The sequence below is a fragment of the Clostridium sp. AWRP genome, assembly GCF_004006395.2.
Taxonomy (GTDB): Bacteria; Bacillota; Clostridia; order Clostridiales; family Clostridiaceae; genus Clostridium_B.
Genome location: NZ_CP029758.2, coordinates 3180841 through 3207832, shown reverse-complemented (window position 1 = coordinate 3207832; position 26992 = coordinate 3180841). Strand labels below are relative to the sequence as shown.

Sequence of the window (26992 nt, the reverse complement as noted above, 5' to 3'; positions counted from 1 at the left end):
ACATGAACATATGTTAATAAAATTGAGAGGCGGATTAGCATGAATAATACTATGGAAGCAAAATTGCAAGATAATATAAAGTTAAAAAATAATTGTAATAATCATAGCAAAAAAGAGTTCATCCTTGAGGGGCTTGATTGTGCACATTGTGCTGCAAAAATAGAAAATAAAGTTAATGAGCTTCCTAAAATAAAGAATGCCTCTGTAGATTTTTTATCTAAAAAGCTCAAATTTGAATTATATAATGAGAAAGAATTTAATAATGCCATGGAAGATATAAAGTCTATAGTTAAAAAATTAGAACCAGATGTAAAAGTTATATATGAAGTTAATGAAAAATCAAGAAAAATTGGTGATTTACCTAAAGAAAAAAATAAAAAAATTGGAGATATAATTTCAATAATTGGTGTTTTGATATATATTACAGGCGTAATATTTAAATTTTCATTTCAAGTTGAATTCACACTTTTCCTTTTAAGTTATATTGCTATTGGAAAGGATGTACTCTGGAAAGCAGTTAAAAATATTTTTCGAGGACAGGTATTTGATGAAAATTTTTTAATGTGTATTGCAAGTATAGGCGCTTTTACAATTGGACAGTTTCCTGAGGCTGTTGCAGTTATGTTTTTTTATAAAATAGGTGAATATTTTCAAGATAGGGCAGTAAATAATTCAAGAAAGTCTATAGCAAACCTTATGGATATAAAACCTGAATTTGCAAATGTAAAGACTGAATCAGGATTTAAAAATACGAATCCTGAAGATGTAAATATAGGTGAGCTTATTTTAGTAAAACCAGGTGAAAAAATACCTTTGGATGGAGAAATTGTAGAAGGAAAATCTATGGTGGATACTTCTGCATTAACTGGAGAATCTCTTCCAAAAGAAGTAGGATGCAAGGATATGGTGCTTGGTGGATATATAAATAAAAATGGAGTTTTAACTTTGAAGGTAACTAAGAGTTTTAAAGAATCTACTGTAGCTAAAATATTAGATTTAGTTGAAAATGCCAGCAGTAAAAAAGCTCCTACAGAAAATTTTATTACAAAGTTTGCTAAATATTATACGCCTACAGTTGTGGCATTTGCAATAGGGCTAGCTTTATTGCCACCATTTTTAATGGGAGGGGAAAGTTTTTCTAAATGGATTTATAGGGCTCTTGTATTTTTAGTAGTTTCCTGTCCTTGTGCACTGGTTATTTCAGTACCTCTTGGATTCTTTGGAGGAATAGGAGCAGCTTCTAAAAATGGAATTCTTGTAAAAGGCGGAAATTACCTTGAAGCCTTAAATAGCATAGATACAGTAGTCTTTGATAAGACAGGAACACTTACTAAAGGAATATTTAAAGTTACCCAGGTAAAAGCTTTTAATGGTTTTACAGATGGAGATGTTTTAAAGTATGCAGCTTTTGTAGAATCTTATTCTAACCATCCTATAGCTTTGTCTATAGTGAAGCAGTACAATCAAGATATAGATAGAAATTTAATAAAGAATTATGCTGAGATTTCAGGTGAAGGTATTAAAGCAGCGGTAGATGGAAGAGAAATTATTGCAGGAAATTCCAGACTTATGGAAAAAGAAAAAATAAATTATGATATGTCAGAAGTTATTGGAACTGTAATTCATGTTGCACTCGATAAAATTTACATGGGTTATATAGTGATATCTGATGAAGTAAAAGAAGATTCTAAAGATACAATTAAAATGTTAAAAGATATAGGAATAAAGAAAACAGTTATGCTTACAGGAGACAATAAAAAAATTGGAGAAGCAATAGGATATAAGTTAGGATTAGATGAGGTTCATGCACAGCTTCTTCCGGATCAAAAAGTAGAAAAATTAAATGACATAATCACTGAAAAATCTTCTAACAGAAAAATGATTTTTGTAGGAGATGGAATAAATGATGCTCCTGTGCTTGCAAGAGCAGATGTTGGAATTGCTATGGGTGGTATTGGTTCAGATGCTGCTATTGAAGCTGCAGATGTAGTTATTATGACAGATGAACCTTCAAAAATAGTAACTGCTATTAAAATATCTAAGAGAACTAAAAAAATAGTATCCCAAAATATAGTATTTGCCCTTGGAGTAAAACTGGTGATTTTAGTTTTAGGAGCTGTGGGAATAGCTAATATGTGGGAAGCAGTTTTTGGAGATGTAGGGGTAGCTCTTATAGCAGTATTAAATTCTATGAGGGCAATGAAAGTAGAAAAAGCTAAGTGTTAAAATAAATATGACTAATAGAGTTTCTAAACAAAAAATAAACTTATGTTGCGAATATTTTTACAACCACAAGTACGGTTAAATATTTCTACGCATGAGTTTATTTTTTTAGTTAGAACGCTTGTATTCATCATGTATATTTTAGTATACTTTCACTTCCATATGTAAGATCAATTATCAAATGATTCTTAGGTTCAGGTGGAGTTTGCTTATAAGGAATACTTTTTCTCCATCTGAACCTTAGAAGAACTTATCCAGGTGCGTAGCAGTGCTTATCACCCATTTTGAAAAAGATAGGGGTTAGCAATGGTAGCAATCGGATAAAATGAATATAAATTGTACCTATAGGAAAACATTTATTATATAATTAATATGGAGATTCTAAGTTGAAACATACTTTAGTATATTTATGAGTATAAGCTCAAATTTTACTTAGGATTTTACATATAAACTTTAGAAAAATAGGGGGAAGAACATGATAGAAGAATTACATAAATTGCAAAATGGTACTGATATAAGGGGAATTGCAATTGAAAATCCAGAAAAGAAAGTTAATTTGACTACTGTAGAAGTAAAGGTTATAGCAGGTGGGTTTGTAAAATGGCTTAAAGACAAAAAAAATATAAGGAAAGAAAAAATAAAAATTGCAGTAGGCATGGATTCTAGATTGTCAGGACCTGAAATTAAAGAAGTTATTTTAAATGAACTTGTAAATTTGGGATGTAGTGTATATGACTGCGGACTTTGTACTACCCCAGCTATGTTTATGACTACTGTACTGGGAGATTATAAATGCAATGGATCTATTATGATAACTGCAAGTCATTTGCCTTATTATTATAATGGATTAAAATTTTTTACTGAAAATGGTGGATGTGAAAAAGAGGATATAAAATACATATTAGATAGCGCAGAGGATAAAGGATTTAAATACCCTTCGTACAAAGGAGAAATTTCTAAAGTTGACTTTATTGACACATATTCAAGTTTATTAGTTGAAAAAATTAGGAAAGGTATAAATTTAAATGAAAATTACGAAAGGCCCCTTTCCAAGTTTAAGATTATCGTAGATGCAGGTAATGGAGCAGGAGGTTTTTTTGCAAGTAAAGTTCTAAAAAAATTAGGCGCAGAAGTTGAAGGAAGTCAGTTTATTAATCCAGATGGAAGATTTCCAAATCATATTCCTAACCCTGAAGCAAAAGAAGCCATGGATTCCATTAGAAAGGCAGTACTTGAAAATAAAGCAGATCTTGGTATAGTATTTGATGCAGATGTAGATAGGGCGGCTATTGTAGATGCTGGAGGTATGGAGATAAATCGAAATTCCCTAATAGCTTTAATATCTTCTATAATTTTAGAGGAACATCCAGGCAGCACTATAGTAACTGATTCTGTAACTTCAAATGGATTAAGTGAATTTATTGAAAATTTAGGTGGAAAACATCATAGATTCAAAAGAGGTTATAGAAATGTAATAAATGAGGGAATAAGGCTAAATGACCAGGGTGAAGAATGCTACCTGGCTATTGAAACTTCAGGACATGCAGCACTTAAAGAAAATTACTTTTTAGATGATGGAGCTTATTTGATATCTAAAATATTAGTAAAAATGGCTAAACTTCATAAACAAGGTAAAAGTATAGAGGACTTAATAAAAAGTCTGAGAATTTCACCTGAAAGTTTAGAGTTTAGATTTAATATTTTAAACAGTAGTTTTAAAGACTATGGATATAAAATACTGGATGATTTAAAGAACTATGTAAAAAAAATCAATGGATGGAATGAAGCACCTAATAATTATGAAGGAGTTAGAGTAAATTGTAATAAACTTAATGGAGATGGATGGTTCCTTCTTAGGATTTCTCTTCATGAACCAGTATTGTGTTTGAATATAGAGTCGGATTCCAAAGAGGGAATAAAAGTTATTATGGACAATTTAAAGAATTTTTTAATAAACTATAATGAACTTAATATTAGTAGTTTTAAATAGGAAAATGTGTTATTATATGCTATACTAAATATGCAATTTGTACTATACATGTTAATAATGATATACTATAATATATTATATAGTATATCATTATTGCTTTTATAAATTAAATAAATTGTATATATTAAAAAGGAGAAAATGACCATGATTTTCTATGATGAGAATAATTTAGATATAATAGAAAAAGACTTAAGATATCTTCAATTATTATCTAGAGAATATCCCACAATATCTAGTGCCAGTACGGAAATTATAAATCTTCAGGCTATATTGAATTTACCAAAAGCTACAGAACACTTTATAAGTGACATTCATGGAGAATATGAATCTTTTACTCATATGCTTAGAAATGCATCTGGTGTAATAAAGAGGAAAATTGATGATGTGTTTGGAAATTCATTGAGAGAAGAACAGAAGGCATCACTGGCAACCCTTGTATATTACCCTGAGAGAAAAATAGAATTAATTAAGGAAAAAGAACACAATTTGGAAGAATGGTATAGAATAAGTTTATATCAATTAATTGAATTGTGTAAGAATGTATCTTCAAAATATACTCGCTCTAAAGTGAGAAAAGCACTTCCAGCTGATTTTTCATATATAATAGAAGAACTGCTTCACGACCAGGATGATAAGGTAGATAAACAAGCGTATTATAATGGTATAATAAAAACTATAATAGATATAAATCGTGCACCTGAATTCATTATAGCTATTTCAAATGTAATACAAAGGTTAGTTGTAGACAGGCTTCATATAATAGGGGATATATATGACAGGGGACCAGGAGCTGAAATTATAATGGATGCTCTTATGAAACATCATTCTGTGGATATTCAATGGGGAAATCATGATATGCTCTGGATGGGAGCGGCAGCTGGCTGCGAAGCTTGTATAGCTAATGTACTTAGAATATCGCTTAGATATGCTAATTTGCATACTATTGAAGATGGATATGGAATAAACTTACTTCCGCTTGCTACTTTTGCTCTTGAATTCTATAGAGATGATCCTTGTAAGAATTTTATTCCTAAGACTTTAAACAAGGATATAAGTAAAAATGAACTTAATTTACTGGCAAAAATGCACAAGGCCATAGCTATAATGCAATTTAAATTAGAGGCAGAAATAATAAAAAGGCATCCTGAATTTAAGATGGATGATAGGCTTTTACTTGATAAAATAGATACAGAAAAATGGGAAATAGATATATATGGTCATAATTATAAGTTAAATGATAGCAAGTTCCCTACTATAGATTGGAATGACCCATATAAACTTACGGATAGGGAACAAGAATTAATTGAAAAGTTGACTAGTTCTTTTGTAAACAGTGAGAAACTTCAAAGACATATTAAATTCTTATATGGTAAAGGAAGTATATACCTGGTATATAATTCAAATCTTTTATACCATGGCTGTATTCCATTGAATAAAGATGGTAGTTTTAGAGAAGTTAAAATAGGAAAGATAAGCTACAGTGGCAGAGAACTTTTAGATAGGTATGACCGTTTAGCGAGGGATGCTTTTTTCTTTAAAAATAATACAGAAAGTAAAAAATATGGTATGGATATGATGTGGTATATGTGGTGTGGAGAGGATTCACCTGTGTTTGGAAAAATTCGAATGACAACTTTTGAAAGGTATTTTATTGATGATAAACTAGCACACTATGAAAAGAAAAATTATTACTATCAGTATAGAGATGATGAGAATGTATGCAAAAATATATTGGCAGAATTTAATTTGCCACCTGAGAGCTCTCACATTATAAATGGTCATATTCCAGTAAAAACTAAAGAAGGAGAAAGTCCCATAAAGGCAAATGGAAGGCTACTTGTAATAGATGGAGGGTTTTGCAAGGCATATCAGCCTGAAACTGGAATAGCAGGGTATACTTTGATATATAATTCTTATGGATTGCTGCTTACTTCTCATGAACCGTTTGGTGCTATAAAAAATGCTATAGAAGAGGATAAAGATATTTTATCTTCTACAGTGATTTTGGAACATGTAACTAAAAGGAAAAGGGTAGAAGATACAGACATAGGAAAGGATCTAAAAAAACAGATAGCTGATTTGGAAAAGCTTTTAATAGCATATAGGAAGGGATTAATTAAAGAAGATAACAATCAAATTGAGTGAAATTATCAATAAGGGGATTTGCTATGCTAATAAATTAGTGTGACAGCCCCTTTAATTGTCAACTGTCCGTTGTTAATTTCCAAATTTTACGCTATAACAATGAAGAAAATATTTTGCAAAAAGCTTCAAAAAATTTAGTGAAAAGAGATAAATTATCAAAGTATTTAGTACTAGCTATCTTGCTGTTTTTAAGATCATGGAAAAATAAATCTTCAAGTTCCACGGTAGTATCCTCATCATATATCATTGCATTTATTTCATAATTTAATTGATAGCTTCTTATGTCCATATTAGCAGTACCTATAGTACATATTTTACCATCTATAGATGTGGTTTTAGAGTGAATAAAACAATTTTTATTATAGAAATAAACCTTAACACCACTTTTAGCTAAATCTGCTAGGTAGGTTCTTGAAGCATAGTATACCAATATATGATCATATCTTCCAGGAAATAGTATCCGTACATCTATACCGCTTAAAGATGCAATTTTAAGTGTATTTAATATACTTTCAGTAGGTATGAAGTAAGGAGTTGTAATGTAAATATGATCCTTTGCCATGCTAATCATCTTTAAAATGGCTTGTTCAATAGCTGGAAATTCAGAATCTGGACCACTCTTTACCAGCTGCATTATTTTATTGCTGCTTCTGTCTGGTGAAATTTCAGGAAAAATTTCTTTAAAGTTTCCGTCATAAAAGAAATATTCTTTATTAGCAGACTTTATTGTGACAAAGTCATCTATGAATACTGCCTGAAGTCCCAAAACAAAATCACCTTTTACCATTATATGAGTGTCTCTCCAATATCCATATTTACTCTTTCCTATATATTCATTTCCTATATTTATGCCACCTACAAAACCTACTTTTCCATCAATAACTACTATTTTTCTGTGATTTCTATAGTTTATCTGGGTATTTATGTACTTCAAAATTGGTGCTAGGAAGTAAGAATATTGTACTACGTTAACTCCGGCACTTTTTAAATCATTTATATACTTTTTATCAAGTCCTATACAGCCTACCCTATCCAATATGAGACGTACGTCCACACCACTTAAACATTTTTTTATCAATATATCTTTTATTTCATTCCCAATTTCATCACTTTTTATTATGTAATATTCCATATGAATATGATGTTTTGCATTTAGTAATTCTTTTTTAAGATATTCAAATTTTTCAGCTCCATTTTTGAATATCTTTATGGAGTTGTTTGTAAACAATGGTGACTCACTGTTTTTAGAAAGAAGTTCAATTAAAGAGGTATAAGTTGTATCTTTTACATTTTTAATAGCTTCAGATATTAACTCTTTTATATTTACATTTGTTTCATTGTTAAGTTTATGCTTTTTCCAATTTCGCCCTAAAAATATGTAAGCTATTAAACCAAAAGGAGGCATAACTATAAAAATTAGCAGCCATGCAATTGTTTTTTCGGGATTTTTTCTTTCTAACATTATAATGACTATGGACAATATGGCATTTATTATAAAAATTGAGTAAAAAATATTTCGCATAAAAAAATGCCTCCTATTAAAGTCTATATTAATTGGTAAATTACCTATAATAATAGTTTGATTTTTATAGGTAGATAATATACACTTTTTATATGAAAATTATAACATTTTTATAATTTTTTATAAGTGTAATACGATAAAACCTGTGCTATAATAATAGTATAAAATATAATAAAAATCCACTATAATATAATTGGGAGGGAATAAATTGTTAAAATGCCAAATATGTGGTAAACCAGCGGATAAACATCATATAGTTTATAGATCTCAGGGAGGAGTGGATTTCCCTTTGAACTTTAAATATCTTTGTTCAGAACATCATAGAGGAAAGAGCGGACCTCACAAAAATAGAAAATTGGACTTGTTGTATAAAGTGGAAATGCAGCAAAAGCTTGAAAAATTACTTTACAAAGAGTTTTATACGTTGGATGAATTAGTTAATCTCCTACAAATAAATAAAGGAATGTTAAAAAAACTTCTAAAGGAATATAAATTGTATAAAGAAGGATACAGAAGTTTTGATGTTATATATAGATTAATGGGAAAAAAGAAATACACAAAATATATGCTTGAAGAATATTATGATTTTATAGGAAACTTTTAACAACACAGCTTTTTGAAATGGATGTTTCATGCTGTTAAATATCTGGAGATAAGTGAGTAAGTATAAAAACTTGTCATTTATTATAATATAGATTTTTTAATAAAAATTATCTCTCGATAAACGCTTTATATTAACTTAAATTTTACGAAATATATTAAAAGGGATAATGGATGTAAGTCGCTTTCTAAAAAAGATTAAGTTAGATAAGGGGGTTATTAACATGAAAGAGAATATACTTATGCTGTTAACGTTGGAGGAAATAAGTAATATAACTAAGGGGCTAAAACTTACTATAGAAGCTGTAAAGAACGATAATGTTGAAATTGATGAAAAATTAGAAGATGATATAGAGGAAGTACTTAAAAAGTTACTTCAAGTAGAGGCCGAATGTTCAAGATAGTATTATGAGGGTCAATTATTATTTCTTCTTAAGATTAATAATTGACCTTGTAATTAAGTTCTTCGATTCTAAGATTGTGTAATTTCAAATTTAAATAGTATATTTAAAATAAAAGTATTAAGGAGTAGAAAGACATATGAATATAGCATTTTTTCTAACACCTAAAGAGGAAGTTGTTTGTGAAACTCCAAATTCAACTATGAGACAGGCACTGGAAAGAATGGAAAGACATAGATATACAGCAATTCCACTAATTGACAGTAGCGGTAAGTATGTTGGAACTCTGACAGAAGGTGATTTGTTGTGGAAATTAAAAAATACTCCAGATTTGAATTTTAAAAATACCAGTAAAGTATTGTTGAAACAAATTTCTAGGCGTATGCATAATAAACCAGTGAAAATTAATTCTAACATGGAAGACTTGGTATCACTTGCGGTAAATCAAAATTTTGTACCTGTAATAGATGATAAGGACATATTTATAGGTATCATAAAAAGAAGTGACATAATAAACTATTGTTACAGACAAATATTTAATGAAAATAATAACTCAGCTTATGGTGCTAAATAAAAGTGAAAATACTTATTGACATGAAGAAGAATAAGTGATAACATATACTTAATTTAATAATAAATCCTTTGACGAGGAATAGTAGCAATATTATTAAAGTTATAGAGAGTTGGGAATGGTGGGATCTCAATACTATTGTATGTTGTGAATGGACCTAAGAGGAGTAAATTGAAATTGGCAGAGCGAAGAGTAGTGGTTAACGTATTCCATACGTTATAATGGATAGGACATGTTAGTGTCTGAAAAAGAGATGCTTTTTAAAGTATAATTTAGGTGGTACCGCGGATATCTCCGTCCTAGTTTTTAGGATGGAGTTTTTTTATTTTATTAATTTATTAAAAAGAAAAGTTAGTTAGAAAGAAGTATAGGTGGTGTATGCTATGTTGTGAAAGAAAAATAAAGAAAATTTATTTATAGATAATTGTAATAATATCAGTTGTATTTTTAATTTAAAGAATATTCAAATTAGATGGAATATTCAAACTTTATTTTAAGGAGAGTGTAAATATGAACTTAAAAAAGATGATTATAAATTCTATACTACTTGCTATAGGTGCAGTGCTGCATCAAATTACACCACCACTTATACTTGGAATGAAACCAGATCTTTCTCTTGCAATGCTTTTTATAATACTTGTGTTTAATAGGGAATATAAAACTTGTCTCTGTGCAGGTATTGTAGCAGGTATTCTGGCAGCCGCAACTACTGCTTTCCCTGGTGGACAATTTGCAAATGTAATAGACAAATTTGTAACTATAAATATAATGTTTGTGCTTATAAAACCTCTTAGAGATAGGATAAATAACCAAATAACTATTCTATTAGTTACTGCTGTAGGTACAATTATAAGCGGCTCCACATTCTTAATGGTAGTATTGCTTACAGTAGGATTAAAGACAAGTTTTACAGCATTGTTCTTATCTGTAGTTTTACCTGCTGCAGTTATAAATACCATAGCAGGAGCAATTTTATTTAATATAATAAATGTAGCTTTAAAAAGAGGAGCTATAAGACAAATATAAAAGCTATATAGATTGTAAATTTTAAAATTAAATCTATAATCACTCAAAAATGCTAAAGGTATAAATCTTGCTTGGATTTATACCTTTAGCATTTAAATCAAACTGGTAACTTGGATAGGTTTAATTGTAACGTTAACTGTCCATAGAGTTTCTAATTGAAATTTGTCATTACATGCTCTGTATAAGTAAACTTTCTATTTAGAAACTCTATATTATTTGTTATATTTTTTTAATATTCCTTCCAGTATTCGGGCATGACGTCCTTCATCCTTGGAAGCTGAATTGAAAAATTCTTTTGCTGCATCTATTTTTTGTCCTTCTGCTTTTAGAGCATCTTCACGTTTTGAATTGTTTGCAAAAATTTCTCCTTCTAGCATTTGCTTTATATCTTGGAAACAATCATCTGTTATCATATTGTTCAATTCTGCACAAGTTGCAGCATGTTCTACTTCTTCTTTTGCAAGAACTTTTAGTATTTCGGCAATATCGCCATATCCCTGCCTTTGAGCCTGACGTGCTATGGCAGTATATAATCCTGCTTCCTTGGTTTCACCATTAAAAGTTTGTTTTACAGACCTTTCCAAATTAGTTCCCTTAGTATCTCCTAAAGTTGTTTCATAAGATAATTTTACATTTTCCATATTAATACCCTTCCTTTTTTTAAATATTTTTATGTGATAAATAAGATTCCTGTATTTTGTCTGCTATTTTTGAATTGTCCAATTTTATATCATTCAAGTATAGGAGCACACTGCCGTTATAATCTTTTGGGTTACCAAATAAAATTACTTCGCAGGCACTTCTTAAAATATTTATTATGCAATCTTCATCGTGGTATGCATTACAATTTTTACATTGATTTAGTATAAAGCCAACAGTGTCTATTACAGAGGATTCATCAAAAACTTTTGTATCAAATAAAGGAATGTTTTCTATTTCATTTTCTAGAAATTGTTCGTTAGATTTAAGACAAGCAAGTAGATCTTTTTTACAATATCCTATAATGCAATTGGAAGTATCACACTTACCTCCGCAGTTTTCCTTTCCTAAACAACAGGTTTCTACAGATGTTATTAGGGAATTGAAATCTATATCAGTTTCCATATCATATCATCTCCTCTTTATAACAATAATTATATAATATTTATTATTAGTTGTAAAGGGATTATCTTAAATTTTCCAAAAAACTCAAGTTAAAATATAACTTATAATAATATTTCCTCCAATGCAAATAATAAAGAAAATAATAATTTTATTTAAGAGGGAAGTATGTACATATTAATTTTTGCTATAGGTTTTATTATAGGAATATTATTAAATACTGCAATAGAAAGTATCTCATATAATATTATTAAAAGTAATAAAAAAACCGGGAGTATTTTTATACCTATTATTTGTAGTCTATCCTTTGAAGTACTATTTTTACGATTGGGGTTTACTATTGTACTCGCTAAGGCAATGGTGCTGACATCAATTTTAGTTATAATTTCTTTTATTGATCTGAGGTATAGAATTATACCTGATTTTATGGTCATTATAGCTTTGAGTATGGGAATAATGTTTTCCTTTTTCATTAGGAGTTCATTTACAGATACAATACTTGGAATGATATTTGGAGGAGGAATAATGTTTTTATTATCCCTTGTTCCTAATGTTATGGGTGGTGGAGATATAAAGCTTATGTTTGCTATTGGCTCTTTTTTAGGATTAAAAAAAGCCTTGTGGACAATTTTTTTATCTTTTGCTATGTCTTCTATAGTTGGAATTATTTTAATATTAATTAAAGTAAAAGGAACTAAAGATTACATTCCATTTGGTCCATTTTTATCACTAGGAAGTCTTATTTCACTATTAATTTTTATGTAAATTTAATTTGGTCTGGTTGTACTTTAAATGAAGGGAGAATATGATGAATAATATAAACTTGGATATTAATGCTATTAATAAAATAATCAAAAATGTAATAGATGAGATAAGTTCAAGTAGAGGGCAAGTACTTAGTATTGTTGATTATATAAGAAAAGATCACGAAGATTTAAAGCTTAAACTAGATGAAATTAAAAAAGATATTGCTAGTGTTATAGATGAAGTTGACGAACTGGAAGGACAGGATAAGGCGGCTAGAAGAAGATTGGCTCATGTATCTGCAAATTTTAATAAGTATACTGAAGATGATATTAAGGAAGCTTATGAAGCAGCATCTGATATGAGAATTAAGTTTTATACGAAGATAAATGAAGAAAAGTCATTGAGGAAAGAAAGAGATAGCCTAGAAATAGCCATAAAAAAGATAATGGATAATATTGAAAGTGGTGAAAGGATAATTAATCAAATAAGTATTGCTATGGGTTATTTAGAAGGGGATGTTCTTTCTGCTTTAGAGGGCTCAGATAAGAATTCCGAAATGTTTATTGGCATAAAGATTTTAGAAGCTCAGGAAAGTGAAAGAAAAAGAATTGCAAGGGATATTCACGATGGGCCGGCTCAACATATGGCTAATGCAGTTATGAAAGTAGATATATGTAAAATGATTATTGAAAAAAATTTGGAAGAGGGACTTAAGGAATTAGAAGATTTGAAGGAAAGTGTTAAGGTGGCATTAAAAGAAGTTCGAAGTATTATTTTTGATTTAAGACCTATGTCTTTGGACGATTTAGGTTTAAGGCAAACTATAGATCAAACGGCAAATACTATTTTCAAAGAGTCAAATATTGATATAAAGATAAAAATGAAGCCAATCCAAATGGAAATAGAACCTATTATTCAAGTAGCAGTATATAGAATTGTTCAAGAAATATTTAATAATATCAGGAAACATTCTAAAGCAAAGCATGCAAAGGTAAGAATGGATTTTGGTACAAAGTATTTAATGCTAATAATAAATGATGATGGTGTTGGGTTTAATGTAGAAGAGACTTTAAAGAGGGTAAAGACAAAAGGAGCTTCCTATGGACTTATTGGAATTTTAGATAGAGTAAAACAACTTCAGGGAGAAATTGAAATCAAATCCTCTGAGAAAGTAGGCACAACTTACACTGTTAAGCTTCCTATTAATCGAGAGGTGATAAAAAATGAAGAACAAGGTGATTAGAATATTAATTGTCGATGATCATGATATAATAAGGCAGGGGTTAAAAAGGATTATAAGTTTTGAAAGTGATATGGATATTGTATGTGAGGCAGAAAATGGAGAGAAGGCTCTGGAATTTTTAAAATATCATGAATTAGATGTTGTTGTGTTGGATTGTAATATGCCAATTATGGATGGTATTCAGGTTCTTAAAAGTATAGAGGATAAAGACAATAAAATTAAGGTTATAATGTTAACTGTTGAAGATGATAGAAAGACCCTTAATATGGCTATAAGTATTGGAGTGGACGGCTATATGCTTAAGGATTCAGCTGGAACAGATATTGTAGAAGCAATTAGAAAAGTATATAAGGGTGAAAAATACATTGATAAGTCTTTGGTTTCCACACTTTTTTCTGACATAAAAATTAAGGCAAAGAAAGCATCTAGTATTTTAGATAATCTCTCAAAAAGGGAAATTGAAGTGCTTAATAAAATTTCAAAAGGATTTAGTAACAAGGAAATAGGAGAGCAGTTGTACATTTCTGAGAAAACAGTTAAAAATTATGCTACAAATCTTTTTAAAAAAATAAATGTAGACGATAGGGTCCACGCCGCAATTGTTGCAATAGAAAATAATATTGATGAATATTATAGAAGTAAATATGAAACTTAATGATAGGGTAATTACTTATAAAAATAGGGACTTTCGTCTCTATTTTTTTCTGACTTTTTTACCTATGATATGTGACTTTTGCAATCTGCCAAGTTAAAGACGGTAGATTTATAATAAAATCAACAAGAAAATAAATTTAAGGGGGATGAATAATATGCTGCAAAAATTTAAAGGATATGTCTTAAATAAATTAAAAGAAGAAAAAGGACAAGGTATGGTTGAATATGCACTAATAATAGGACTTGTAGCAATAGTAGTTATTGCCGTATTAGTACTACTTGGACCAGCGATTTCTTCAAAATTTCAGGATATAATAAATGCCCTTCAATAAAATAGAAAAAGTTCTGCCGAGGTTTTTCCAAAATACTCTAATCACAAAAATATGGTTAGAGTATTTTGAAAATTAATCAAAAGGAAGTGGTTATATTGAAAAACTTAAAGAATGAAAAGGGGCAGGCTTTAGTTGAATTTGCAATGATTCTTCCAATACTTCTATTGCTTGTGATGGGAATAGTTCAATTTGGAATGGTAATAAATTCCTATCTTACTATCGAAAATGCATCGAGAGAAGGTGCAAGGGCAGGAATTATAGGCAGCACTGATGAGGAAATTCGATATTTAATTGCAGCTACTTCTCCTAATTTAGATCCTAAGAATTTAACAGTAACTATAACTCCCGATGAAAGCAGCAGAAGATCCGGTGATAGCCTTATTGTAAAAGTAACTTATAAATATAATCTCACTGTTCCAATTATAAGTAGTCTTTTCAATAATGTAATAGAATTAAATGGACAGACAACTATGAGGGTTGAGTGAGGAGAGATATAAATGAGAAAGTTAAATGATAGAGGAAATGTTGCTATTATTTCATGTCTACTCATTACTGCATTACTTGGGTTTACTGCTTACGTACTTGATGTAGGTATGGTTTATATAGAAAAGACAAAGTTAACAAATGCAATCGACTCAGGGGCTTTAGCAGCTGTACTTGAATTACCTGATAATGACATGAAGGCAAGGAGTGTAGCTGTAGATTACCTTCAAAAAAATAATGTAGATCCAGGTCTAGCTGTAATAACTTTTGGTGCAGATCATAAGAGTATTCAAATAGAAGAAGTTAAAAATGTAAAGCACCTATTTGCTCAAACAATAGGAATAAACAGCAGCGATATAAAGGCTAAGACAAAGGCTGTGGTTGCACCTGCAAAATCAGTAACAGGTGGGATAAGGCCTTTTGCTGTGGAAGCATATAAATTTTCTTATGGAGACTTAGTAACACTTAAAGAAGATGCAGGAGATGGATACTCAGGAAATTATGGTGCAGTTTCCCTTGGTGGGTCTGGTGAAAGTGTTTTTAGAGCAAATGCACTATATGGTTACAGTGGAACGATATCAGTAGGTGATTACATAGATACTGAACCGGGTAATATGTCAGGAGCTTGTAATGAGATAAAAAAGTATATCAACTCTGAATACAGCACTTTTGATAATTTCCCAAGAGATTCAATAAGACTGTGGATAATGCCTTTAGTAGATTCTTTAGCCGTAAGTGGACAAAAGTCAGTATTAGTAGTAGGATTTGCAGCGTTTTATGTAGAGGATGTAACTAATAATTCAGGAAAAATAGAAGTTAAAGGAAGGTTTGTTAGATTTGTTTTAAATTGTCCGGCTGATACAAATTTAAGTGACACAGGGTTATATGGTGCAAAATTGTCAAAATAAGTAGGATTGCTCATATGAGATGAAGGAGGATAGCGATGAAAGGCAGAGGACAAAAATTGATATTGATATCTTTTATTTTAGCGCTAATAGCTGCAGCCGCTGCTTTTATATATTTACAATCGTTGAAATCGTCAAGTGAAGCGGCTAAAAAAACAACAATTTTAGTAGCAGCTGAGACAATATCTTCAGGAACCCTTATAGATAAGAAAATGGTAAAAAAGGTACAGGTGCCTTATAATCCTATTTTTGATAACTATATTAAGGATTTTTCAAAAATTGCTGGAAAATATGCAACTCAAACAATTTCAAAAAATGAAGGGTTTCATATTGATAAACTTTTGGAGAAAGGTGGAGATGAACTTAATTTAAAAATGGATAATGATTATAGAGCGATTTCTATTAGTGTTACAGGTGATTCAGGGGTTTCAGGATTGTTAAAACCAAAAGACTATGTGGATATCATTGTGTATACATCTGAAAAGAGGGATGGAACAAAAATAGTTAGACCAGATGAAGCAAAAATTGTATTACAGAACATCCAGGTATTAGCAGTAGATAAACAAATAAACAGAGAGAATAAAGAAAATAATAGTAATAAAAGCAGTGATAATGGAAAAGCACCGACAAATTTTTTAGTAACCCTATCAGTTAAGGTATCAGATCTGGAAAAGGTAATACTTGCTCAAAGTATAGGAAGTATCAAGTTAGCTCTTAGACCCTTAAAAGATAATAATACCACTGAAACAAATGGAACAACATGGGAAGAACTATCTGTTAATGATAATAGTAATGAGGTGTCAGATCATAGTAACGATAACAATTTAAGTAACATAAGTGGTGAAAAGTATAAAAGCTATACAGTGGAACCTGGGGATACGTTAAAAAGTATTAGTACACAATTTTATGAAAATGAAGACAAATATACAGCTATAAAAGAAGCAAATAATATACAGGATGAAAATTTAATACTAACTGGAGAAGTAATTAAAATTCCAATACTTGGACAGTAGGGGGATGAAACAATGAATAAGATTAGGGTATTAATTGCAGATGACATTGAAGAAACTAGAAATGTAATAAAAAAAATATTGAAGTTAGATAAAGAAAATATTGAAGTTGTAGGAGAAGCGGATAATGGTGAAGAAGTATTTAAAATTATACCAAAGGTAAAGCCTGATGTGGTTTTGATGGATATTAACATGCCTGTTTTAAATGGCTTAGAAGCTACTGAAAAAATAACCATGGAGTACCCTTCTGTAATGGTAATTATTATGTCTGTTCAAGCTGAAAGTGAGTATTTAAAAAAGGCAATGTTTCATGGTGCTAAAGAATATATAATAAAACCTTTTAACTATAATACCTTAATTGATACTATAATAACAACTTATGAAAAGTGCAGGGAACGACAGGTAAAGCTTACAGGAAGTACAGAAAAGGTGAAAGATGCAAAAACTATAGCTTTCTTTAGTTCTAAAGGTGGTGTGGGAAAATCAGTTTTGGCTGTTAATACAGCTATTATTTTAAGTAAGGAATCCGATAAAAAAGTACTTCTTATGGATATGGATTTACAGTTTGGTGATATATCCATGCTGGTTAATAAGTATAATGAAAAGACTATTTTAGATGCAGTAGAGGATGGACAAATAGATTCTTATGAAAATATAAAACCTTATTTATATAAATATAATGATAATCTTGATATATTCTTTGCTCCTCAAAAACCAGAAGCAGCGGAATATATAACAAAAGAAACTATTGAGAAAATAATGAAGGTTGTAAGAAAAGAATACGACGTAATTGCTGTAGACACAGGTATTAATTTTAATGATAGCACCCTTTATATTTTAGATATGGCACAAAAAATACTTATGGTGTCGACTATGGAGATTATAGCTCTTAAGAATACTAAATTGGGTCTTAAAGTTATGGAATCCGTTGGATATGATAAAGACAAAGTTAAGCTTGTTATAAATAGATTTAATGTAAAGTACGGAATAAACAAAAAAGAAGTGGAGATGGCTTTTAAGGATAGTGTCTTTGCATTTATACCAGATGAGGAAAAGACTGTTATTCCTTCAGTAAATAAAGGAATTCCTTTATGTCATGATGACAAATATTATAAATTAAAAGTAGGAAAGGCACTGGATGAAATGTGTAAGAGCTTGATTGAATGATTTTCAAAGAAATAACCAGTCAGTATGTGAAGAATGTGTGACTTGTTATTTTCTTTCAAATAACTAAGTAGGAGGAATTACTATGTCTCTTATGAAAAGATTGGAAGAAATAAATGTAGATAAAAAAGCCAATAAATCTGTTAAGGAAGAAATGGATCCTTATTATGAATTGAAGATGAAAATTCAAAACAGGGTAATTGAAGAACTTGATATAGATTTTAGTGAAATTTCTGAACATAATCAGGAATTAAAGAAAAAAATTGATTATATTGTTACCAAGCATATTGAAAAGGAATCACTAAATATGACTAATAATCATAAGAAAAAAATAAAAGAAGAGCTGTTAAATGAAATTATAGGATTTGGTCCGATTACAGGATTGCTTTTAGATAACAGTGTTACTGAAATTATGGTTAATGGTCCAGAGTATGTATATATTGAAAAAAACGGAAAGCTAGTACTTACAGATGCTAAATTTAAAGATGATAATCACGTACTTCATGTTATAAAAAAAATTGTAGCACCAATTGGAAGGAGAATAGATGAAAGTTCACCTATGGTAGATGCTAGACTTCCTAATGGTTCTAGAGTAAATGCTATAATATCCCCCTTAGCCATTGATGGTCCCTCTATTACCATTAGAAAATTTGCAGAAGATCCATTTAAAGTAGAGGATTTGGTTAGCTTTGGAACAATGACTCAAAGCATGGCAAAACTTATAAAATATTGTGTAGAAGGAAGATTAAATGTAGTTGTTTCAGGTGGTACAGGAAGTGGTAAAACTACTACGTTAAATGTTCTTTCCTCATTTATACCTGAGAATGAACGTATAGTGACCATTGAGGATGCAGCAGAACTTCAGCTTTCTCAGGAGCATGTGGTAAGGCTGGAGACAAGGCCTGCAAATGTAGAAGGAAAAGGGGAAGTTACTATAAGGGATTTAGTTAGAAATAGTTTAAGAATGCGTCCTGACAGAATTATTGTAGGTGAGGTTCGTTCCGGAGAAGCTTTGGATATGCTGCAAGCTATGAATACAGGTCATGATGGATCTCTTACAACAGGACATGCTAATTCACCAAGAGATATGTTATCTAGAATTGAAACCATGGTGCTTATGTCGGGGATGAATCTTCCAATTAAGGCTATCAGAGATCAGGTGGCTTCTGCTATTGATATAATAGTTCAGCAATCAAGGCTCATGGATGGAAGTAGAAAAATCACTTATATAACGGAGATCCAAGGTATGGAGGGAGATGTAATTATACTTCAGGATATATTTAAGTTTGAGCAAAGGGGCGTTGATAATAGGGGAAAAGTAAGAGGAGAATTTGTTTCTACAGGTATTATGCCCAAATTTGTACAGAAGCTTAAGGAGAAAGGTATAAATGTACCAGCAGATATTTTGAGATAATTTCTTAAAGCAAAATCAAGGAGGAGGGTTTATTGATATATGTCATAGTAACAGTGATATTTTTAATGGTGTGGCTTTTTATAAGCACTGTATTAATTGCCTTATTTAGTAAAGATAAACCTATTCGTAAGCTTAAATATTTTGATGAGGATTATGGTATTTCCCAAAAGTATAAAGATAATAAGAAGGACAGGATAAGCATATTAAAAACTCTATCAACCTTAATTCCTAAGATTTGGTTAAATAAAAAGAAAGATAAAAAGCTTGAGGTTGAACTCATGAAGGCAGATTTATCTATTACTGTAGAGGAACTTCTGGTTATAAAAATACTATTTTCATCTGCTTTTGCTTTCCTGACATTTGCAGTTTTTAAAAATTATTTTATTATTATTTTAATTTACATTCTAATATGGAACGTTCCCAAATTTATAATAAGAAAGAGGAAAAAAGATAGAATCAAGCACTTTGACAGTGAATTAAATGAAGGTATAACTATAATTTCAAATTCTTTAAAAGCAGGATATTCTTTCTTACAAGCTATAGCCGTAGTATCAGAAGAGACCAGTGATCCTTTTTCAAAGGAATTTAAGAAATTACTTAAAGAGATGAGCCTTGGTATTTCTGAAGAAGATGCTTTAAAAAATTTGCTTAATAGAGTTGAATCAGAAGATCTTAGACTTATAGTAAATGTTATTTTAATACAGAAAGATATAGGAGGAAATTTATCTGAAGTACTTGATAATATTTCGGAAACTATAAGGGAGAGACAAAAGATAAAAAATGAACTAAAAACACTGACAGCTCAGGGAAGATTATCGGGCATTATTTTAATGCTTATACCTATTTTTTTAGGAGTAGCGATTTATCTTTTTAACAAGGAGTATATACTTTTGCTATTTACAACTTCTATTGGTTTAATTATGGTAGCGGCTGCTGTATTAAGTGAGCTTCTTGGATTATTAATGATAAGAAAAATTATTAATATAGATATGTGAGAAAGGAGAGAAGTACATGCTTTATCTTGCATTTTTTATCTTCTTTTTATCAATTTTTTTTCTTTCCTATGGAATACTAATAGTTATAAATGGTGACAAAATAAAAATTGAAAAGAGATTTACAGATCTTAACGAGCTAGATAATAAATTAGAAGAAAAAATTGAAAATAAGACTTTTTCAGAAAGAATGATAATGCCTTTTTATGAGAACTTTAGTAAGGTTCTGCTTACCATAACGCCTCATCAAAAAATTGTAATGCTTAACAAAAAGCTAGAAAGAGCAGGGGTTTTAAAAAATAGTACTGCTCAAAAATGGATGCTTAAAAAGAGCATGATTATCTTGATTTTTTCTACAATTCTAGGAGTACTAGTGCTAATGGTTGATTTTAATATAATGAAAGTTATTGTTTTTACAATACTTGTAGTGATAACTATTAATGTCTTCTTTAATTTTTATCTATCAAGAAGAATTCAAAATAGAAAAAACAAAATTTTAAAGGACTTACCTTATACTTTAGATTTAATTACAGTTAGTGTTGAGGCAGGTTTATCCTTTGATGGTGCTATAGCTAGAGTTATAAGTAATATAAGTGGAGAACTTTGTGACGAATTTGCAAAGAGTCTTAAAGAAATTACTATGGGAATAGAGCGAAAAGCCGCGCTTAAGAATATGAGTGAACGTTGTGACGTAAAGGAACTTTCCATGTTTATTAGTTCATTAATTCAGGCAGATGAATTGGGAGTAAGTTTAAGCAAAGTGCTCAGAATTGAATCTGCAAATTTGAGAGAACATAGAAGGCAGGTGTCTAGAGAAAAGGCCATGAAGGCTCCTATTAAAATGCTTTTTCCATTAATATTTTTTATTTTTCCTACCATATTTATAATTATACTAGGTCCTGCCGTTATAAGGATGATTACTATATTTGCTAAGAGGTGATAATGTGGTCAAGATTTTAATGTATGAGTCAGAGGTTATAGCTGAAATATTTATAGCAGATAGTTTTGTTAAAAGATTTTTAGGGTTTATGTTTCGGAAAAAACCACATCATGAGGGAATTTTGATTAAGCCTTGTAACAGCATTCATACATTCTTTATGAAATTCTCTATTGATGTTTTGTTTGTAAGTGAGGACATGAAAGTGATAAAAAAAGTAGAAGACCTGAAACCAGGGAAGATTATAATGCCCCAGGGAAAAGCTAAAATGGTTATAGAAGGAAGCACTGGAACATTTAAAAATGTTGAAGAAGGAAAATTAATAGAGATTCGTCAAAAAATTTACATAAAGTAAAAGAATGCAATCTTTTTTACGATTCAGAATAAAGCTTCATGCCTTCAATGATACTTTTCTTTTTGATGTATGAAATAAAGTTATGAACAGCAGGAGGAAAAATCCTATTTTTCTTATAAGCAAGGTAAATTTTCCTAGAGTATTTGGGATTAGTGATTGTTAGTTTCTTTACTTTTGCATGTTTTAGTGCAGGTGCTTCTGCTATGATAGATATACCAAAGTTTGCAGAAACTAGAGCAGTAATTGCATATTCATCTGCAGCTTCACAAATTATTTTGGGTTTTATATTTATACTCTTCAGTAAGTTAGAAATAAATTTTCCAAGACCAGAATCTTTGTCATATCCCACTAAAGGATAAGGTTTGATATCAACAAGATCAATATTATTAAATTTTCCAAGAGGGTGGTTTAGTGGAACTATAACAAATAGTTCTTGTTCAATAATTGGCACAAAGGTTATATCTGGTTCCTCTTCTGAATAAGATGAAAAAATCAGGTCATATTTATCACTTTTTAAGCCTTTAATAAGTTCATTTGTAAATCCTTGGTTGAATGTAAAAGTAACATTTTTATTCTCTTCTAAATCTAAAAAGTTACGTACTGTATTTGGAATGTACTGATGTGCTAAGGGAGAAATATATGCAATGTCAACATGTCCTGCATCACCACTGGCTAACTGCTTCATCTTTTTTTTAGCATTTTCCAATTCATCGAGAATTCTTTCTACATCTTTTAAAAATATACGACCATATTTTGTTAGTGTGACATTTCTACCTTGCTTTTCAAATAAACAAAGACCAAGTTCTGATTCTAAATTCGTCATTGAATTACTTAAACTTGGCTGAGAAATATTTAGTTCAGATGCTGCTTTTCTAAAGTGTTCAAGCTTTGCAACAGTTCTAAAATAATATAGTTGATTTAAATTCATATAATATTCCCTCCAATATACATTAAAAATAATATACCATAATTCATAGAGAAAAGCTATCAATAATCATAAAAATATGTATTAGAATTATGGAAGATAATGAATTATAATGTAATTAAGAAATGTTAAAAAAATAACTATTATGTCATTAAAGGTAATAATATGTTTATAAGTTGAGAAAGATTTTAATATAGAAATGTACTTTTATTGAATTATCTAGGGGCGTAGCTGCTGTTATCAGATAAATTTAGTTAAAAAATAAAAAAGATTGGCATTCAATTTTTTTATGAGTTGCGATAACGATTACTATAAAATCGGAAGGAATGAAAATATGAAAAGTATAGTAAAAGTTAAAAATGTAAAATTAGGGGAAGGAATTCCTAAAATTGCAGTACCTTTTATGGGAAGAACTAATGAAGAGTTAATAGATGATGTTAAATACTTAAAGGCAATCAGCCTTGATCTTGTGGAATGGAGAATTGATTACTACAAGGATGTAGAAGATATTGAAAAGGTAAAAGAAATTTTAACTAAGCTTAGAGTTCAATTAGGTGATATTCCACTACTGGTAACTTTTAGAACTGCAAAAGAAGGTGGAGAAAAGGAAATTACTCCAGAATATTATGTTGAACTCAATAAGGCAATTGCATCAACTAAGAATGCAGATTTAATTGATGTTGAATTATTCATTGGTGATAGGAAAATAGTAAAAGAAATTGTTGATACAGCACATGAAAATGGAGTAAAGGTAATTATGTCAAATCACGATTTTCATAAGACTCCATCAAAGCAAGAAATAGTATCTAGACTGTGTAAGATGCAGCAACTGGGAGCAGATATACCCAAGATAGCAGTTATGCCTTCAACTCCTGATGATGTACTTGAACTTTTAAGTGCAACTAATGAAATGAGACGTGATCACGACCAAACTCCAGTTATTACTATGTCAATGGGACCTCTTGGAGTTATAAGCCGTTTAGCAGGTGAAACTTTTGGTTCAGCACTTACTTTTGGTTCAGCTAAAGCAGCATCAGCACCAGGACAATTACAAGCAAATGAATTAGATAAATTACTTAGACTTATAACATCAACTAAATAGTAGACTATAAGTAAAAATAAAATACGAATGGGAGAGGTTACTATGACAGAAAGAATTACAGGACATACAGAACTTATAGGATTGATTGCATATCCCATAAGACATTCAAGTTCACCAGCAATGCATAATGAAGCATTTGCAAAATTAGGACTTGACTATGCTTATCTTGCATTTGAAGTTGGAAATGAAGAACTTGAAGATACTATAAAGGGTTTTAGAGCAATGAAAGTACGAGGAGCAAATGTATCAATGCCCAATAAAACAGTAGTACATAAATATCTAGATAAATTGTCAGAGGCAGCAGAACTTTGTGGGTCAGTAAATACAATTGTAAATGATAATGGCGTTTTAACTGGACATGTTACAGATGGTATTGGATATATGCAATCATTAAAGGATAATGATATAGATGTAATAGGAAAGAAAATGACAATAGTAGGTGCTGGTGGAGCTGCTACAGCAATTCAAGTACAAGCGGCACTAGATGGAGTAGCAGAGATATCAATATTCAATAATAAGGACAAATTTTTTGAAAGAGCTAAGAAGACAGTAAAAGATATAAATGAAAGAACTAAATGCAAAGCTAAATTATATGATTTGGCTGATCTTGATAAATTAAAGGAAGAAATAGCAGATAGCTACTTGTTTGCTAATGCAACAGGAGTAGGAATGAAACCTTTAGAGGGTAAGACATATATTCCAGACAAAAGCTTTTTGAGGCCAGATTTAATTGTGACAGATACTGTTTATGCACCAAGAGAAACAGTACTTCTAAAAATGGCAAAGGAAGTAGGATGTAAGAAGATAATGAATGGACTAGGAATGATGTTGTTCCAGGGAGCAGCAGCTTTCAAATTGTGGACGGGAAAAGATATGCCTATTGAACATATGAAGAAAGTATTGGACATTGAATATTAAAATAGGGATTGTATTTTAGTATTTTTGCGAGAGGTATTGAGCTTTAAGCTCCTTACCCTTGCTATGTTGTTTTTTTAAAGATAAATTTCGGAAAATTCTGTATTTTAACTGAATATGTTTTTTCGTATGCACTTGAGAGCATCAAATTTTTTGTAGCATATACTTTTATCATATTTGTTATGAGCAAGGTAGAATATATGAAAATGGAGGAATAGAAAATGACAAAATATAAAAATATTTTTAGTTCACTAAAAGTAAAAAATATGATAGTAAAAAATAGAATAGTTATGCCGCCAATGGGTACAAATTATGCAGCAGAAGATGGAGAAATCAATGAAGAACATATTAAATATTATGAGCAAAGAGCTAAAGGTGGAACTGGATTAATAATTATAGAGAACGTAGCTGTTGATTTTCCACTAGGTTCAAATGGAACCACACAACTTAGAATAGATCAGGATAGTTATATGCCTGGACTGTATAAATTAACTGAAAGATTACACAGATATGGTGCAAATGTTGCAGTACAAATCAACCATTCAGGTGCATCAGCAGTTCCATCTAGAATAGGTTGCCAGCCGGTTTCTTCTTCAAATATACCTTCTAAAACTGGAGGAGCTGTTCCAAGACCACTTGAAAAACATGAAATACTAGATATAGTCCAAAAATATGCTGATGCAGCAAAGAGAGTTCAAATAGCCGGTTTTGATGCAGTAGAAATACATGCAGGTCACTCATATTTGATAAGTCAATTTTTATCTCCTCTCTATAATAAACGTACTGATGAATTTGGAGGGAGCGTTGAAAATAGGACAAGATTTGGAAGAATGGTAATTGATAGTGTGAGAAAAGCAGTAGGCCCTAAATTTCCAATATTATTGAGATTTAGTGCAGATGAATTTTTAGAGGGTGGTAATACTCTAGAAGATACATTAGAAATATTAGAATACTTAAATGATGAAGTTGATATATTTGATGTATCTGCAGCTTTAAATGATTCAATACAATATCAGATAGACAAGGCAGATCTTAAAGATGGATGGCGTTCATATATGTCTAAAGCTGTAAGAGATAAGTTCCATAAACCAACAATAACAGTAGGAAATATAAGAGATCCAAAAGTAGCTGAAAAAATATTAGCTGATGGAGAAGCAGATTTAATAGCAATAGGTCGTGGATTAATTGCTGAACCTAAATGGGTATTAAAAGTTAAAAATGGAGAAGAAGACATGCTTAGAAAGTGTATATCATGTAATGTTGGATGTGCAGGACATAGAATAGGTTTAAACAAGCCAATAAGATGTACAGTTAACCCAGATATTATATATGAAGATGCTTATAAAAAAAGAAAAGTTACAAAACAAACTAATGTAGTTGTTATAGGCGGTGGAACTGCTGGACTTGAAGCAGCTTGTACAGCAGCAGAATTAGGATGTACCACATTTTTATTTGAAAAGAAAGCATATGTAGGTGGACTTGCAAGAGAAATATCAAAATTCCCAGCTAAGTACAGAATAGCTTATTTTCCTAGTTATCTAATAAAAAGAGCTGAAAACTTAAATAACCTAACAATATTTACAAATACCAGAGCTGATATTAAGAAAATAGAAAATCTTAATCCGGATTTAATAGTAAATGCAACTGGATCAAAACCATTACTTCCTCCAATAAAAGGACTTGAAGAAAATATAGGTAAAGAAGGAGGAAAAGTAGATTCAATTTTTGGTATATTTAGTAAAATTAATGAATTTGAAAAAATGGATCTTACAGGTAAAAAAGTGGTTGTTATAGGTGGTGGAGCTGTAGGCTTAGATGTTATAGAATTTTTCTCAGAAAGAAAAGCAAAGACTTCAATAGTTGAAATGCTTCCTATGCTTGGCAAAGATTTAGATGTAGTATCAAAATCAGCTGTAAAAGAAATGCTGAAAAAATATAATGTTGATGTAAATACAAGTACAGCTCTTGTGGAAGTAAATGAAGATAACTTCAAGGTTAAAAAAGATGAAAAAGAAGTAACGATGAATTTTGATTATGGTTTCGTATGTCTTGGAATGAGATCACAAATTGAGGGATTAAAAGAAATTCAAGAGTACTTCGGAGAAAAGGATGTTGAAATAGTAAATATAGGTGATAGTGTTAGAGCAAGAAAAATAATTGATGGCGTTAGAGAAGGAAGAGATGTTATTCTCGCATTAGAAAAAATAGGTGTACTGTAATTTTCGTTTGTTGTAA

Annotated in this window: 26 protein-coding genes and 1 other annotated feature; of the genes, 22 read left to right on the top strand and 4 right to left on the bottom strand. The window is 30.3% G+C overall.

Annotated features, from left to right (window positions below; all coding sequences use genetic code 11):
* Positions 1–39: 39 nt before the first annotated feature.
* The 3 genes from DMR38_RS14720 to DMR38_RS14710 all read left to right on the top strand — a co-directional run bounded on the left by DMR38_RS14720 (position 40) and on the right by DMR38_RS14710 (position 6358).
* Complete coding sequence (locus DMR38_RS14720; protein ID WP_127722010.1) at positions 40–2226, top strand: heavy metal translocating P-type ATPase; 2187 nt, start codon at positions 40–42, stop codon at positions 2224–2226.
* A 472-nt stretch (positions 2227–2698) separates the two neighbouring features.
* A complete protein-coding gene (locus tag DMR38_RS14715; RefSeq protein WP_127722009.1) occupies positions 2699–4213 on the top strand; it encodes a phosphomannomutase/phosphoglucomutase in 1515 nt (504 codons plus the stop codon).
* A gap of 144 nt (positions 4214–4357) precedes the next feature.
* On the top strand, positions 4358–6358 hold the full coding sequence (locus tag DMR38_RS14710; protein ID WP_127722008.1) for a fructose-1,6-bisphosphatase: 2001 nt from the start codon (positions 4358–4360) through the stop codon (positions 6356–6358).
* A 91-nt stretch (positions 6359–6449) separates the two neighbouring features.
* On the opposite strand, the gene cls is transcribed toward DMR38_RS14710, so the two are convergent.
* Complete coding sequence (gene cls, locus DMR38_RS14705) at positions 6450–7880, bottom strand: cardiolipin synthase (RefSeq protein WP_127722007.1); 1431 nt, start codon at positions 7878–7880, stop codon at positions 6450–6452.
* A 208-nt stretch (positions 7881–8088) separates the two neighbouring features.
* Here cls and DMR38_RS14700 point away from each other — a divergent pair, with 208 nt between their 5' ends.
* From DMR38_RS14700 to DMR38_RS14685, 4 genes are all read left to right on the top strand, one after another.
* Entirely contained in the window at positions 8089–8484 is a 396-nt protein-coding gene (locus tag DMR38_RS14700; RefSeq protein ID WP_127722006.1) for an HNH endonuclease, read from the top strand.
* A gap of 220 nt (positions 8485–8704) precedes the next feature.
* Positions 8705–8884, top strand: coding sequence for a hypothetical protein (locus DMR38_RS14695; protein ID WP_013239540.1), 180 nt, complete (start codon positions 8705–8707; stop codon positions 8882–8884).
* Between the two features lie 136 nt (positions 8885–9020).
* Entirely contained in the window at positions 9021–9455 is a 435-nt protein-coding gene (locus tag DMR38_RS14690; protein ID WP_127722005.1) for a CBS domain-containing protein, read from the top strand.
* Positions 9456–9514: 59 nt separating this feature from the next.
* Positions 9515–9757 (top strand) — a binding site (T-box leader).
* A gap of 205 nt (positions 9758–9962) precedes the next feature.
* Positions 9963–10478: a tryptophan transporter gene (locus DMR38_RS14685; RefSeq protein WP_127722004.1), complete on the top strand. Its 516-nt coding sequence runs from the start codon at positions 9963–9965 to the stop codon at positions 10476–10478.
* Between the two features lie 212 nt (positions 10479–10690).
* Here the strand turns inward: DMR38_RS14685 and DMR38_RS14680 are convergent, their stop codons facing one another.
* On the bottom strand, positions 10691–11119 hold the full coding sequence (locus DMR38_RS14680; RefSeq protein ID WP_127722003.1) for a ferritin family protein: 429 nt from the start codon (positions 11117–11119) through the stop codon (positions 10691–10693).
* Positions 11120–11138: 19 nt separating this feature from the next.
* On the bottom strand, positions 11139–11582 hold the full coding sequence (locus DMR38_RS14675; RefSeq protein WP_127722002.1) for a hypothetical protein: 444 nt from the start codon (positions 11580–11582) through the stop codon (positions 11139–11141).
* Between the two features lie 165 nt (positions 11583–11747).
* Between DMR38_RS14675 and DMR38_RS14670 the strand changes: the two genes are divergently transcribed.
* From DMR38_RS14670 to DMR38_RS14615, 12 genes are all read left to right on the top strand, one after another.
* On the top strand, positions 11748–12344 hold the full coding sequence (locus DMR38_RS14670; protein WP_127722001.1) for an A24 family peptidase: 597 nt from the start codon (positions 11748–11750) through the stop codon (positions 12342–12344).
* A gap of 40 nt (positions 12345–12384) precedes the next feature.
* On the top strand, positions 12385–13569 hold the full coding sequence (locus DMR38_RS14665) for a sensor histidine kinase (protein WP_243124309.1): 1185 nt from the start codon (positions 12385–12387) through the stop codon (positions 13567–13569).
* Positions 13550–14224, top strand: coding sequence for a response regulator transcription factor (locus DMR38_RS14660; protein ID WP_127722000.1), 675 nt, complete (start codon positions 13550–13552; stop codon positions 14222–14224). Before DMR38_RS14665 ends, DMR38_RS14660 begins: the two co-directional genes overlap by 20 nt.
* A gap of 154 nt (positions 14225–14378) precedes the next feature.
* On the top strand, positions 14379–14555 hold the full coding sequence (locus tag DMR38_RS14655) for a Flp family type IVb pilin (RefSeq protein ID WP_127721999.1): 177 nt from the start codon (positions 14379–14381) through the stop codon (positions 14553–14555).
* 86 nt (positions 14556–14641) lie between these two features.
* Positions 14642–15040 (top strand): TadE family protein, encoded by a 399-nt coding sequence (locus tag DMR38_RS14650; protein WP_243124594.1) that lies wholly within the window; start codon positions 14642–14644, stop codon positions 15038–15040.
* Between the two features lie 12 nt (positions 15041–15052).
* Entirely contained in the window at positions 15053–15946 is an 894-nt protein-coding gene (locus tag DMR38_RS14645; protein WP_127721997.1) for a Tad domain-containing protein, read from the top strand.
* A 35-nt stretch (positions 15947–15981) separates the two neighbouring features.
* Positions 15982–16956, top strand: a complete 975-nt coding sequence (gene cpaB / locus DMR38_RS14640) for a Flp pilus assembly protein CpaB (RefSeq protein WP_127721996.1) — start codon at positions 15982–15984, stop codon at positions 16954–16956.
* Between the two features lie 12 nt (positions 16957–16968).
* On the top strand, positions 16969–18120 hold the full coding sequence (locus tag DMR38_RS14635; RefSeq protein WP_127721995.1) for a response regulator: 1152 nt from the start codon (positions 16969–16971) through the stop codon (positions 18118–18120).
* An 82-nt stretch (positions 18121–18202) separates the two neighbouring features.
* Positions 18203–19531 carry a CpaF family protein gene (locus tag DMR38_RS14630; protein ID WP_127721994.1) on the top strand — a complete coding sequence of 443 codons (1329 nt, stop codon included), beginning with the start codon at positions 18203–18205 and terminating at the stop codon, positions 19529–19531.
* Positions 19532–19563: 32 nt separating this feature from the next.
* Positions 19564–20526, top strand: a complete 963-nt coding sequence (locus tag DMR38_RS14625; protein ID WP_127721993.1) for a type II secretion system F family protein — start codon at positions 19564–19566, stop codon at positions 20524–20526.
* 16 nt (positions 20527–20542) lie between these two features.
* Positions 20543–21463, top strand: coding sequence for a type II secretion system F family protein (locus tag DMR38_RS14620; protein WP_127721992.1), 921 nt, complete (start codon positions 20543–20545; stop codon positions 21461–21463).
* A gap of 4 nt (positions 21464–21467) precedes the next feature.
* Positions 21468–21815, top strand: a complete 348-nt coding sequence (locus tag DMR38_RS14615) for a DUF192 domain-containing protein (RefSeq protein ID WP_243124308.1) — start codon at positions 21468–21470, stop codon at positions 21813–21815.
* Between the two features lie 16 nt (positions 21816–21831).
* Here DMR38_RS14615 and DMR38_RS14610 read toward each other — a convergent pair whose 3' ends face one another.
* On the bottom strand, positions 21832–22743 hold the full coding sequence (locus tag DMR38_RS14610; RefSeq protein WP_127721990.1) for a LysR family transcriptional regulator: 912 nt from the start codon (positions 22741–22743) through the stop codon (positions 21832–21834).
* 331 nt (positions 22744–23074) lie between these two features.
* Between DMR38_RS14610 and aroD the strand changes: the two genes are divergently transcribed.
* The 3 genes from aroD to DMR38_RS14595 all read left to right on the top strand — a co-directional run bounded on the left by aroD (position 23075) and on the right by DMR38_RS14595 (position 26976).
* Positions 23075–23842: a type I 3-dehydroquinate dehydratase gene (gene aroD, locus DMR38_RS14605; protein ID WP_127721989.1), complete on the top strand. Its 768-nt coding sequence runs from the start codon at positions 23075–23077 to the stop codon at positions 23840–23842.
* 42 nt (positions 23843–23884) lie between these two features.
* Positions 23885–24760 carry a shikimate dehydrogenase gene (locus DMR38_RS14600; RefSeq protein WP_127721988.1) on the top strand — a complete coding sequence of 292 codons (876 nt, stop codon included), beginning with the start codon at positions 23885–23887 and terminating at the stop codon, positions 24758–24760.
* A 218-nt stretch (positions 24761–24978) separates the two neighbouring features.
* A complete protein-coding gene (locus DMR38_RS14595) occupies positions 24979–26976 on the top strand; it encodes an FAD-dependent oxidoreductase (protein WP_127721987.1) in 1998 nt (665 codons plus the stop codon).
* The last annotated feature ends 16 nt before the right edge of the window (positions 26977–26992 follow it).